General features: G+C 71.5%; 11 protein-coding genes. 3 read left to right on the top strand and 8 right to left on the bottom strand.

All coding sequences use genetic code 11. The features are described 5' to 3' along the window. Positions 1–52: 52 nt before the first annotated feature. The 5 genes from BM290_RS42215 to BM290_RS42195 all read right to left on the bottom strand — a co-directional run bounded on the left by BM290_RS42215 (position 53) and on the right by BM290_RS42195 (position 4764). Positions 53–772 (bottom strand): phosphotransferase, encoded by a 720-nt coding sequence (locus BM290_RS42215; protein WP_093621618.1) that lies wholly within the window; start codon positions 770–772, stop codon positions 53–55. 215 nt (positions 773–987) lie between these two features. Continuing rightward, the gene (locus tag BM290_RS42210) at positions 988–1578 is read right to left on the bottom strand and encodes a hypothetical protein (protein WP_093621617.1); all 591 of its coding nucleotides are present in this window, start codon (positions 1576–1578) and stop codon (positions 988–990) included. Positions 1579–1674: 96 nt separating this feature from the next. Beyond that, a complete protein-coding gene (locus BM290_RS42205; protein WP_093621616.1) occupies positions 1675–2841 on the bottom strand; it encodes an RtcB family protein in 1167 nt (388 codons plus the stop codon). Further along, entirely contained in the window at positions 2795–3322 is a 528-nt protein-coding gene (locus tag BM290_RS42200; RefSeq protein ID WP_093621615.1) for a GNAT family N-acetyltransferase, read from the bottom strand. Before BM290_RS42200 ends, BM290_RS42205 begins: the two co-directional genes overlap by 47 nt. Positions 3323–3351: 29 nt before the next feature. Beyond that, complete coding sequence (locus BM290_RS42195; RefSeq protein ID WP_093621614.1) at positions 3352–4764, bottom strand: RICIN domain-containing protein; 1413 nt, start codon at positions 4762–4764, stop codon at positions 3352–3354. A 122-nt stretch (positions 4765–4886) separates the two neighbouring features. On the opposite strand from BM290_RS42195, the gene BM290_RS42190 reads away from it, so the two are divergent. After that, entirely contained in the window at positions 4887–5888 is a 1002-nt protein-coding gene (locus BM290_RS42190; protein ID WP_239144030.1) for a substrate-binding domain-containing protein, read from the top strand. Here the strand turns inward: BM290_RS42190 and BM290_RS42185 are convergent. Genes BM290_RS42185 through BM290_RS42175 form a run of 3 tightly spaced genes read right to left on the bottom strand, consistent with a single transcriptional unit; the run spans position 5862 to position 9230 of the window. After that, the gene (locus tag BM290_RS42185) at positions 5862–6356 is read right to left on the bottom strand and encodes a VOC family protein (RefSeq protein ID WP_093621612.1); all 495 of its coding nucleotides are present in this window, start codon (positions 6354–6356) and stop codon (positions 5862–5864) included. The genes BM290_RS42190 and BM290_RS42185 overlap by 27 nt on opposite strands. 25 nt (positions 6357–6381) lie before the next feature. After that, positions 6382–7497, bottom strand: a complete 1116-nt coding sequence (locus tag BM290_RS42180) for a substrate-binding domain-containing protein (RefSeq protein WP_093621611.1) — start codon at positions 7495–7497, stop codon at positions 6382–6384. After that, positions 7494–9230: a heparinase II/III domain-containing protein gene (locus BM290_RS42175; protein ID WP_143134137.1), complete on the bottom strand. Its 1737-nt coding sequence runs from the start codon at positions 9228–9230 to the stop codon at positions 7494–7496. The genes BM290_RS42180 and BM290_RS42175 overlap by 4 nt, the downstream gene beginning before the upstream one ends. A 241-nt stretch (positions 9231–9471) precedes the next feature. Here BM290_RS42175 and BM290_RS42170 point away from each other — a divergent pair, with 241 nt between their 5' ends. Beyond that, positions 9472–11301, top strand: a complete 1830-nt coding sequence (locus tag BM290_RS42170) for a DUF2264 domain-containing protein (RefSeq protein WP_093621609.1) — start codon at positions 9472–9474, stop codon at positions 11299–11301. 15 nt (positions 11302–11316) lie between these two features. Next, a complete protein-coding gene (locus BM290_RS42165) occupies positions 11317–12603 on the top strand; it encodes an ABC transporter substrate-binding protein (RefSeq protein ID WP_093621608.1) in 1287 nt (428 codons plus the stop codon). The last annotated feature ends 56 nt before the right edge of the window (positions 12604–12659 follow it).

The raw sequence follows: 12659 nt of genomic DNA, 5'->3' as shown, positions 1-12659 counted from the left end.
CTGCCATCCGTCCATGGTCGGCCCACCCGGCCGCCGGTGTGACCACTTTCGGTCAGCCGGGCTCCAGCGCCGCCCGGTGCCGTGCCGTCCAGCCGTGTGCGGCCCGGACCTGCTCGACGGTGCCCGCGTCCCGCAGCGCGATCATCGCCGGGTCGCCCTCCTCGGCGGCGGCGAGGATGCCCCGCCAGGTCGCGTCCTGCCACCACAGGATCGTGTCGACCAGCACGGCCCGATCCGGCGCGGACAGGCCGTAGGCGCCGGCGATCACCCGGACCTGCCGCCCGGCCTCCACCGCGTCGGGAGCGCCGGGGCCCAGCCCGGCGAACTGCCAGCACAGATGCGCGACGTCCTGCACCCGCCGGCCCGGCGACGCGTCGTCCCAGTCGATGAACGCGACCGGCGCCGCACCCCGATAGACGGTGTTCTTCGGTGACAGATCGTGGTGGCAGACCACCTCCTGATCGGCGGCCAGCGCGGTCCCGGCCGTCAGATCGTGGAACTCCCGCACCAGCCGCCCGGCCGCGGCCAGGCTCTCGTCACCGCGCACGAACGCCGGAGCCGTGCCCCACGGCACCGTCCCGTCCAGGAACTCGAGCACGTCACGGCCGCTGTCGTCGCAGCCCAGATACCGTGGGGCGCCACTCCAGCCGGCCCCTTCGAAAAGCCTCAGCAACGCGTGTACGAACTCCGGGTCCCGTGGTGGCGTCTTGCGCACCGTCGCACCCACCCGTACCGCCCCGGCCACGAACCCACCCTGCAGCGACTCCTCCACACCGCCGAACGTACCGCCGGCGCGGCGAACGCCCTCCGCCGGCTGAGTCCGCGGGGCCGGGACCGGCCGAACCGTAGATCCACCGCTTCATGCAGCTGTCGTGACGTGGACGCCCATCCCATCGACGCCGTCAATGAACCGCTGGTCACGGTATCGGCGTCGATGCCTTCTGCGCGACCCCCGAGCGCCGTACGCGTACCCCTGCGAAAAGGGAATCAACCGGAAGTGATCGGCTTTGTCAGGTAGACGCATGTCAATGCGGCCTGGGCCGGTTTCCCGGTGATCATCTCGCGGATCTCGGGGTCGTCGGTTTTCGGCATCCGGCAGGATTTGCGGGCCTGGGTGATGACCCGCAGCGCCTCGGCGATCTCGGCCTCGCGTTGCGGGCAGCGGTATTCGACGTCCACGTGGACGTCGGCGAGGGTGCCGTCGTCGGTGTTGACGGCGACCCAGCCGGCGAACTCCTCGCGGTCCCAGCCGCAGACCTGTTCGGCGACCTCTTCGATCTCGGCGAAACCGGTGTCGGACAGCTGGTGGCCGATCTGGCTCTCCAGGGCCTGCCGGTAGCCGACGGCGTCGTAGAGGGCCTCGCCGACCGGCTCGTTGACGACCGGGCCGGCGGGCGCGGTGTATCCGGCGGGCGCGGTCACCGGGGTGGCGGGCCGCTGCAGAAGGCCGGTCTGGGCGACCGTGGCGCCGAGCGTGCCGGCCAGCGCGAGCGCGGCGACGGCCAGGCGGGTACGGCGAGACGTCCGGCGTCGGTGCAGCGCGCGGCGGGTGTGTACGCCCCGGTACCGCTCCTCCATCCGATGATCCCCTCCGTCTTCGCCGGTCAGCCGTTCCACAGGTCCTTTCGGCTGTTCGGGCGTGGTCCCAAGGGGTTCGGGGCAGATCTCACACGGTCAGTCGCCCTTCACGTTGACCAGCTGGCGCAACGTGTGGCGGATCTCGACCAGATCGTCGGCGTCGCGCATGACCACGTCGATCGGCTTGTACGCCTGCGGGATCTCGTCGAGGAACGCGTCGGTGTCGCGGAACTCGATGCCTTTCATGGCGGTCCGCAACTGGTCGCGGGTGAAGGTCTTGCGAGCCCGGGTACGCGAGTACGCGCGGCCCGCCCCGTGCGGCGACGAGTGGAGCGCGGCCGGGTTGCCCTTGCCGACCACCACGTACGACGCGTCGCCCATCGAGCCGGGGATGAGGCCGGCCACGCCTTTCGCCGCGTTGATCGCGCCCTTGCGGGACAACCACACCGTCTCGCCGTAGTGGGTCTCCCGCTCGGTGTAGTTGTGGTGGCACTGGACGCGTTCGCGCTGCTCGACCGGCCCGCCGAGGAACGCGGCGAAGCAGCCGGCCACCCGGTCCATCATCTCGTCCCGGTTGGCCAGCGCGAAGTCCTGCGCCCACCGCAGCTCACGCAGGTAGGCGTCGAACTCGGCGGTGCCCTCCTCCAGGTAGGCGAGGTCCCGGTCGGGCAGGGTGACGCCCCGCCCGGCGATCAGGGTCTGCGCCACCCGGATGTGATGGCTCGCGATCTTGTTGCCGACGCCGCGGGAGCCGGAGTGCAGGAACAGCCAGACGGCGCCCTTCTCGTCGTGGCAGACCTCGATGAAGTGGTTGCCGCTGCCGAGCGTCCCGAGTTGCAGGGCCCAGTTCTTCGCATACTGCCCGGGGTCGAACCCGGCGGTCTCCGCCTCGGCGGTGAGCCGCTCGACCCGCTGCCGGGCCGAGTCGGTGAGGCGGGTGTTGTAGGCGCCCGCGGAGAGGGGCACCGCCTGCTCGATCGCGGTGCGCAGCCCGGTCAGGCCGCCGCGCAGGTCGTCGCGATGATATTGGGTACGGACGGCGGCCATCCCGCACCCGATGTCGACGCCGACAGCGGCCGGGATGATCGCGCCGCGGGTCGGGATGACCGAGCCGACCGTGGCGCCCTTGCCCAGGTGGGCGTCGGGCATGAGGGCGATGTGCGGATGGATGAACGGCAGCTGCGACGCCTTCTCGGCCTGCCGTCGTGTCTCGTCCTCAAGAATGCTGGCCCAGCTGATCAGCCGCTCGTTGATCCTCTGCATCGTCGTCCCCCGTGAGATCGCGGACATGCTGGATGCCGCCCCGCGCCGACGGGCCGACGGCGACGAAACCGGTGGCGCGCAGCACCGCCAGGGAGGCCGCGTTGTCCCGGCCGGCGCCCGCGGTCAGCCGGGTCAGGCCGTAGTCGTCGCGGGCCCGGGCGATCACCCCGCGGACCCCGAGCTTGGCCAGCCCGCGGCCGGTGGCCCGCTCGGCGACCCGGTAGCCCAGCTCGGCGCTGCCGTCCGCGACGCCGACCAGGTTGAACCGGCCCACGACGGCGCCGGCCCGGTCGACCAGGACGTGGAAGTGGCAGGTCCCGGTGTCCTGCTCGGTGAGCAGCGCCGCGTGCCGTTCGCTGAAGTGCGCGAAGTAGTCGTCACCACGATCCGGGATCGTCCGCGCGAAGAACTCCCGGTTCGCCGTCTCGAACTCCAGCAGCGCCGTCGCGTGGTCGTCCCGGAGCCGCTGGAGTTCGTACATCCCGCCATCGTAGTGATCGCGACCCGGCCCTAGGAAACCGTTTTCGACCATTGCTGGTTGGTGCCGGAACCGCAGGTGTACTGCTGGATGTCGGCGCCGTCGGCGGTGTTGGACGAGACGACGTCGAGGCATTTGCCGCTGTGCCGGGCCCTGAGCTGGAAATAGCCGCCGACTGCGACCCACTGCCATTGCTGGTTGGTGCCGGTTCCGCAGGTGTACTGGATGACGTTGCCGCCGTCGGCGGTCGACGAGGAGGCCACGTCGAGGCATTTGCCGCTGTGCTGGGCGACGATCTGGAAATAGCCGCCGCCGGCGTCACGGAGCTCGAATCTCTGGTTGCCGCCGCTGTTCCAGGTGTACTGCTTGACCTCGGCGTTGTTGGCCTGCGACGCGCTGACCACGTCCATCACCTTGCCGCTGTTGCGGTTGGTGATCCGGTGGTAGGTGGCCGCGTTGCCGGTGACCGTGCCGGCGGCGGCGTCGACGGTGATCGTCGGGTACCAGGTCAGCGACATCGACGTGGCGCTGGGGAAGCTGATCGGCAGCCAGACGTAACGGGAGTCGTTGACCGGGCCGGACCAGGCGCCGGCCCAGCGGTCGCCCAGGTAGAGGAAGCTCGTGCCGGACGTGCCGGTGATCGGCAGGACGTAGGCGGGCTGCGAGCCGAAGGTGGTCGAGTCACCCACGTCGGTCCAGCCCGACCAGGGGCCGCTGATGCTGCTCGCGGTGGCGTACTTCGCCTGGTTGGGGTTCCAGCCGGAGGTGCCCGACGTGATCAGGAAGTAGACGCCGTTGCGTTTGAACATGGCCGGCGCCTCCCGGGTCGCGTTGTCCCAGAAGTTCCCGACGACCGTGGAGACCTGCAGGTAGTCGGCGGTGAGCCGGTAGATCATCAGGTCCCGGTTCTCGTCGGCTGCGGAGATCATGTACGCGGCGCCGCCGTCCTCGTAGAGCGTGATGTCCCGGGACATGTAGCTGCCGAGCGGCCGGAAACTGCCGTGGTACGTGTACGTGCCGTCGATCGTGGCCGACGACGCCACCGCCGCGCGAGCCTCGCCGTAGTCCGAGCCGTTCTCCTTGTGCATCCACATGACATAGCGCCCGGTCGACGCGTTCCAGATCACCTTCGGCCGCTCGATCTTGGCGCTGCCCAGCTCGGACGCCGACGACGAGGTGAGCACGTTGTTGCGGAACTCCCACGTGCGCAGGTCGGCCGACCGGTAGACGGAGACCGCCTTGAACGTGTCGTCGGCGTTGCGGTTCTCGCCGAACCAGTACCAGTAGGAGCCGACCTTGAGCATCCCGCCGCCGTGGGCGTGCACCCCGGCGCCGGACGTGTCGGTGAACTGCACCCCGTTGGTGATCGTGACCGGTGCGGCCTGCGCCGGTGCCGGCAGCACCACGATCAGCAGGAAGGCCGCGACGGCGGCGAGAAGTCTCATCCGGAAGCCCCGATCGATGCGTAAGAATGTACGTAACGTCTTCGTAAACGGTCGGAAACGGTGATGCCATGGTGCGATCCCGCTCGGTCGCAAACGCAACCAATCGAACAGCCCTGTTCCAGGTGCAGAGGCACGAGCGGCTGCTCACCGAGTTGCGGCGCTGCGGCGCGGTCCGGGTCAGCGACCTGGCCCGCGACCTCGGCGTGAGCGAGCTGACCATCCGCCGGGACATCGCCGCCCTGGCCGCCCGCAACCTGTGCCACCGGGTGCACGGCGGCGCCACGCTGCCGTCCCGGCCGCAACCCGCGCCGGTCCGCCGGACCGCGTTCACGATCGGCATGGTCGTCCCGTCGCTCGACTTCTACTGGCCGCCGATCGTCGCGGGCGCCCGGGCCGCCGGCGCCGCCCTCGGCGTCAACGTCCAGTTGCGCGGCTCCAGCTACGACCCGGAGGAGGACCGGCGGCAGATCGGCCGGCTCGTCGAGGCCGGCCAGGTGCAGGGCCTGCTGCTCGCGCCCAGCCTGGACGGCGGCGACGCGGCCACCACCCTCGACTGGATCAGCCGCCTGCCGGTCCCGGCGATCCTCGTCGAGCGCCAGCCGCACCGCTGGACGAGCGCCCCGAGGCAGATCGAGTGGGTGCGCAGCGATCACGCGCTGGGCCTGGAGATCGCCGTCCACCACCTGTACGAGCAGGGCCACCGCCGGATCGGCCTGCTGCTCTCCGGCGGCAGCCCCACCTCGACGTACCTGCTGCAGGGCTGGCGCCGGGCCTGCGCCGACCTGGGCCTGCCCGGCGACGCGGTGAACGTGCCGGTGAAGGGCCTGTCAGCGGTGATCGTGCACAGTGACCCGCAGGCCATCGTCGTCGCCCAGAATGCCGCCGACCAGGGCCTTCGCGTCCCCGACGACCTGGCGATCGTCTCCTACGACGACGAGGTGGCCCACCTGGCCGAGCCGGCGCTCACCGCGATCCGCCCGCCGAAGAACCACGTCGGCCGCCTGGCCGTCGAGCTGATGGTCTCCCGCCTGCTAGACGGCGACCGCCGCCCGGCCCAGGGCGTCCTGGTCGCCCCGGAGCTGGTGGTCCGCCAGTCGTCACTGTCCCGTCGCGTCCGGGCGTGAGCCCAGCGATCGCAGCGTCCGGTCGAGGGTGGCGAAGACCGGATCGGAGCCGCCCTCCCAGGCCGGCTCCGGGTCGGCCTGGCCGGGCGCGGGAGAATACAGCCACCACAGGTTCTGCCAGGGGTCGAGCATGCGGGCCAGGGTGGTCTCGCCGTAGAACGGGGTCGGCTCGGTCACGGTCACCGCTCCGCGCCCGGCGGCCCGGCCGAGGACCTCGGCGATGTCGGACACCCACACCTGCAGCAGGCCGGGGCGCGACGGCCACCCGTCCCGCCGGTCGGCGATCATCAGGTTCACCGTGCCGACCCGCAGCTCGGCATGGATCAGGGTGCCGTCCGGCATCGGGGTACGGGCTTCGGCCGTCTCGGGTACGCCGAGAACCTCGGACACGAACGTGACGAGACCCGCGGCGTCGTCGACGACGACGAACGGGTTGAGGGCTGCGCCGCCCGGTGGGGTGAGGACCATACACGCAGCCTGACAACGATTGCGGTCAGCGTGTGTCCGCTGGGGAGAGCGGTGGCGCCGCCGAGTCGCGGATGCGCAGCGACGGGCTTATCACGATGCGGTGGGTGGGACGCTGCGGGTCGGCGAGACGGTCGGCGGCCAGGCGGACGGCGGCGCGGCCGATCGAGCCGCGGGGCGGCCGGACCGCGGTGAGCGCCGGGCTGAACAGTCCCGCCACCTCGTCGTCGTAGGCGATCACCGACAGGTCGCCGGGGACCGACAGCTGACGTTCCTCGCAGCGCTGCACCAGGGCGATCGCCTCGGCGTCGGCGTGCACCAGCAGGGCCGTGGTGCCGGTCTCCAGGACCCGGTCGAGAGTCTTGTCCAGGGTCTTGTCGAGGGCGTTCTTGCTGTCCGGCGTACGGGCGTCCGGCACCTGCTCGTCCACGGTGCCGGTCGCGTCGAGGCCCAGCTCGGTGACCGCCTCGTGCCAGCCGCGGTGGATGTGCGGGCTGGTCGGGCTGAGGGCGGCCAGCACCACGCCGACCTTGCGGTGCCCCAGCCCGGCGAGGTGACGCACGGCCATGCCGGCGCCCTGCGCGTGGTCGGAGACGACCGACTCCAGGTGCGCGTGGTGCGGGCCGGCGGTGGCGGTGCGTTCCAGCAGGACGACCGGGATACCGAGCCCGGCCAGCCACTCGATGGTCTGCTGGGCGGTCGGCGCGTCCATCCGCGGGGCCACGATCAGCGCGTCGACGCCCTGGTCGACGAGCCGGTTGAGCTGCGGCCGGTCGTCCTCGGTCTCGTAGGACGAGCCACGCAGCACGATGCGCAGGTCGAGCTCGCGGGCGGCCTCCTCGGCGCCGCGGGCCACGTGCGGGTAGTAGTAGTCGAGCGACGGCACGAGCATGCCGATGCTGCCGCTGAACACGTCCTCGGTGTCGCGCTGCTCCTCGCCGGTGGGCAGCGCGACACCGCCGTGCACCCGGCGGACCAGGCCCTCCGAGGCGAGCTGGGCGATGTCGCGGCGGATCGTGACCGTGGAGGCGCCGAGCGCGTCGGTGAGGTCGGAGACCCGCAGCACGCCGTCGCGCTGCAACTGCTCCAGCAGCCGCGCCCGGCGGGCCACCTGCAACGGCCCCCGCTTGTCGGTGTTGCTCACCGTCTCTCCTTCACGATCAGTTCGAGGGAGCCGACCGGCCCCAGGGTGGTGACGTCGATGTCGAGGCGGGTCAGCCGGTCGCCCCACACCTCGGTGAGCTGCGGGTCGTCGAGCCGGCGGCTGGTGACCTCGCAGGGCCGGTCGCCCCAGGTCACGCTGACGCCGTCGATGTCGGCGCCGCCGCCGGTGAGGGTGACCTCGCCGGCCGCGATCAGATGGACGACGGTCCGCCCGGTGCCGGGCAGCAGCTCCCACGCGTCCCGGATGGTGATCGTGCCGGTGTCACGGTCGAGCCGGGCGGTCCGGGTCCAGTGGCGGACGTCGTCGCGGGGGTAGGCACCGGCCAGGTCGGCGGTGAACGAGCCGGCGTCGAGGTCCACGACCACGTCACGGGCCGTGAACGAGGCGCCGGCGGCCTGTTCCGTACCCCGGATCGACGGGGTGTTGTGCCAGGTCGATCGCATGGTCCAGATCTCGTACCGCCGGGGCCCGAAGGTCTGCGCGGTATAGGTGGGCCGCCCCGGGTCGATCAGCACCGGCACCCCGTCGCGGGCCACGATGAAACTGCCGACGTCGTTGTGATTGTGGTTCTCCCCGTTGTGGCCGCCCTTGATCGCCAGGGTCAGGCCGGCGGCGCTGCCCGCGGCGGGCCGGGCCAGCAGCACCTGGGTCGACGGGAACCAGACGTCACGCGGCAGCGGGGACGGGCCCGGGACGGCGGCGATCCACTCCTGGTCGAGGACGGCCTGCAGCAGGTAGCCGAGCCCGTGGCTCTCGTGGGCGACCGCCTCGCCGGGCCGCCGGTGGGTGGCCGCATGGGCGCGGGCGTCGCGGGCGCCGGCCACACCGGCCAGCCGGTGCAGCACGTGCCACGGCTGGTGCGGCGACGGGCGGGCCGGCCCGTCGGCGTGGTTGAGATACCACGGTCCGCCCAGGTGGACGCGGTGCGGGAAGTCGATCAGCGCCGGGTCGAGGTCACGGCCGAGGCGTTCCAGGGTCTCCAGGTACGGCAGCGCGCCGTGCCACCAGTAGTGGTACCCCTCGTCGATGGCCCCGTCGGGGGGCACCGCCGCGGCGTACCGCGAGAGGCCCTCGGTCACCAGCTCGGTGAGCCGGTCGGCGGAGGACGGGGCCAGCAGCCTGGTGGCGATCAGGATGTTGCTGTGGATCCACGGGTTCCAGTTGTGCACGTGGCCGTCGAGGCCGAGCCAGGTCCAGTCGCGCCGCTCGATGAACGGGGTGAACACCCGCCGGTCGACCTCGTGCCGGATGCGGGCGCGTAACCCCGGGTAACGCTCGTCGAGCTGCGCGCCGAGCACGTGATCGGTCCACGCGAGATCGGCGGCGACCTCACCGGCGCCCAGATCGACGTAGGGGTCGGTGACGGTCGGCAGCACCGAGCCGTGCCGGGCGAACGTGTCGTCGTGGGCCGGCCAGCACCAGGTGCTCTGCTCGCAGAACAGGGTCACGCCGTCGGCGGCCTCGTCGAGCCAGACCGGGTCGCCGGTGGCGGCGGCCAGCACGACGGCCCGGGCCAGCCGCTGGTGCCGGACCCAGATCGCCTGCTCGTAGGTGTCCCGGTCGCCGTCGCGGAAGTAGCGGGCGAAGTCGCGGGCCAGGGGAGTGGGCCAGGGGGCGCCGAGGGTGGCGCGGGCGCGCTCGGACAGCTCGCGGAGGGTCGGCTCGTCGGCCGATCTCCACACCGTGCGGTCGGTCGCCGGCGGCACGAACATGGTCACCTCCCCGTGATCGATCGCGATCGTATCAGATCACTTTAACCGTCCCGTGACGTTCGGACCGTGCTCAAGCGTCCGATCGGGTGGCTGTTAGTCGTCCTAAACGGCCAGCTCACGGCGTTCCGCGATCACATTTGGCGGGCTGTGAGCGAAGAACTCATTGACATGGTCGATTGTGAGCGTTTTACTTCCCGGAAACCGATCACAGGTACCCGCCCGATCGACTCCGGAGCGTGACGTGCCACCGTCGAACCCTGCCCTCGAATCCCGCGCCGACTGGACCGGGTTCGCCGACCGTCTGCTCGCCGCCGCGTCCCGGCACACCTCGCCGTCACACGCGCTGATCACGCTGCCCGGCGCCGAGGGCGGTTACGGCCGTGCGGTCGACGGCCTGGAGGGCTTCGCGCGCACCTTCCTGCTGGCCGGCTTCCGCCTGGCCGGCGAGCGCGGCAAGGGCCTCGATCACCTGGTCGAGCGATACGCCGCCGGCCTCGCGGCGGGCACCGACCCGGCAAACCCCGATCGATGGGTACGGCTGACCGAACACGCCCAGGCCAAGGTGGAGGCGGCGTCGATCGCGCTGATCCTCGACATGACCCGCGACTGGATCTGGGACCGGCTGGACCCGGCCGTCCAGGAGCGGATCGTCGACTACCTGGCCCCGGCCGTCGGCGACGACACCTACCCGCGGATCAACTGGGTGTGGTTCCGCCTGGTCGTGCAGACGTTCCTGCGCTCGGTCGGCGGCCCGTACTCCGAGACCGAGATGGCGGAGGACCTGGCCACCCACGACACGTTCCGCCGCGCCGACGGTTGGCTGTCCGACGGCTCGTCCCGCGCCTACGACCACTACACCGGCTGGGCCCTGCACCTCTACCCGGTGCTGTGGTCGCGGATGACCGGCGCCCCCGGCCTGCGGCCCGTCGACCGGGACCTGCTGGACCGCTTCCTCACCGACGCGCTCGCCCTGACCGGCGGCGACGGCTCCCCGCTGCTGCAGGGCCGCAGCCTGATCTACCGGTTCGCCGCGGCCGCCCCGTTCTGGGCCGGCATCCTCGCCGACGTCCCCTCGCACGCGCCCGGCCGGCTGCGGCACGCCGCCGGGAAGATCGTCGGGCACTTCGCGCCGCACGGCGACATCCTCACGCTCGGCTGGCACGGACCGTGGCCCCGGCTCGCCCAGTCCTACTCCGGTCCCGGGTCGCCCTACTGGGCGAGCAAGGGACTGCTCGGCGTGGCCCTCCCGGAGGATCATCCGGTGTGGGCGGCGCCGGCCGAGCCGCTGCCGGTGGAGACCGGTGACGTGCTCCGCGCCGTCCGCGCGCCGGGCTGGCTGATCGCCGGCACCCGCGCCGACGGCATCGTCCGCGTCATCAACCACGGCACCGATCACGGCGACGAGGGCGTGCCCGGCGGCGACTCGCCGCTCTACGCCCGGATCGGCTACTCGACGGCCACCGCGCCGGTGCTGGACGAGAGCGGCTGGACCGACCCGGAGGACCAGTCGGTGGTCCTCGTGGACCGGGCCGGGCGGCACTCGCACCGCACCGGCATGCGCACTCTGGCCGTACGCGTCGAGGGGTCTCTGGGTTGTGCCGGGTCCGTCACCGAAGCACATTGGCTGGAACCGGACCCGCCGGGCCGCGACCACGGCTCCGGCCGCACCGGAAAACTCCGCCCGGCCGGGCGGATCACCACGTTCTCGCTGGTCCACGGGCCCTGGGAGGTCCGGCTCGTCCGGGTCGCGCAGGTCTCGCCGGACGCCTTCCGCCTGCGGATCGGCGGCTGGCCCGCGACCAGGGGGCTCGTCTCGCGTCTCACGCCGATCATCGGCGACGGGGCGGCCGGCGAGACCGAACACGACGACGCGTCACCGCTCGGCGGCCCGGTCCGGGTGCCGTGGCTCGAATTCGGGGTCCCGGAGAGCTGGATCGCCGTGCTCGTCGAGCTGTCCACCGACCCGGCGGAAACGACGTGCCGCGCCGAGATCCGTCAGGGGCGCGTCCGGGTCGTCTGGCCCGACGCCGTTCTCACACACACCAGCATCAATACCGACGACTCGTTCTGACATAGAGGAGTAGAGATGAAGCGCTCCCTCGCCGCTGTCACGGCGCTCCTGCTCGGTCTCACCGGCTGCAGCAGCGGCGGCGACGCCGAGGAGTCCGGCCCGGTCACGCTCACCCTGGCCGGGTGGAGCCTGGCGACCACGCCGGAGTTCAAGACCCTCGCCGACGGTTTCAAGAGCTCGCACCCGGACATCACGGTCGAGCTGAAGGAATACGACGCCGCCAACTACGACACCCAGATGATCGCCGACCTGGCCGCCGGCAAGGCCCCGGACGTCTACGTGCAGAAGAACCTGAAGAACTTCTTCACCTACCAGGACGGCAAGCAGCTGGTCGACGTGTCCGACGTGGCCGCCAAACTCGGGCCCGAGGTCGGCGGGGTCAGCGCCTACCAGGTCGACGGCAAGACGTGGGCCATCCCGTACCGGGCCGACTCGTGGGTGCTGTATTACAACAAGGCGCTCTTCGACAAGGCCGGCGTCAAGCACCCGGACGGCAGCTGGACCTGGGCGGAGTACGCGACGGCCGCCAAGGAGCTGACCACCAAACTGAAGGCGGCCGGCGACAAGGCGCTCGGGGCGTACCAGCACACCTGGCAGTCCACCGACCAGGGTTTCGCGCTGGCCCAGACCGCCGGGGCGAGCCTGGAGAGCGGCGACTACAGCTTCCTCAAGCCGTATTACCAGACCAGCCTCGACCTGCAGGCCGCCGGCGCGCAGGTCAGCCTCGGCGACGCGACCACCAACAGCCTCACCTACCAGGCACAGTTCGGCAAGCAGTCGGCGGCCATGATGGTGATGGGCACCTGGTACATCGCGACGCTGCTCAACCAGCAGGCCAAGGGCGACGCCGACACCTTCGAGTGGGGCATCGCGCCGGCCCCCCAGCTGACCAAGGCCACCACCGGCACGTCGGCCACCCCGGTGACGTTCGCCGACCCGACCGGTCTCGGCATCAACCCGAAGATCAGTGCGAAGAAGATCGCCGCGGCCAAGGAGTTCCTGGCCTACGCGGCCGGCGCGGACGCCGCCAAGGCGCTCGCCGGCATCGGTGTCACCCCGGCCGACAACAGCTCGGTCGCCGACACGATCTTCTCGCTCAAGGGCGCGCCCGGCGACGACCTGTCGAAGTTCACCTTCGCCACCCACGACACCAAGCCGGAGAACCCGGTCTCCAAGTACACCGCGCCGCTGCAGAACATCCTCAAGGACCTGCACACCGAGGTGCTGTCCGGGACCTCGCCGATCGACGCGGCCATCACCAAGGCACAGGACCGGGCCAAGAACGAGGTCCTGAGCAAGTGAGTCTCCGCGGGCCCGGTCCGGTGTGGCCGGGCCCGCGGGCACCTCGAGGAGAACTC

The organism is Actinoplanes philippinensis (genome assembly GCF_900113015.1).
GTDB classification, from domain to species: Bacteria; Actinomycetota; Actinomycetes; order Mycobacteriales; family Micromonosporaceae; genus Actinoplanes; species Actinoplanes philippinensis.
Note: the sequence above shows the minus strand (reverse complement) of the source record. Positions and strands in the feature narration are given on the sequence as shown.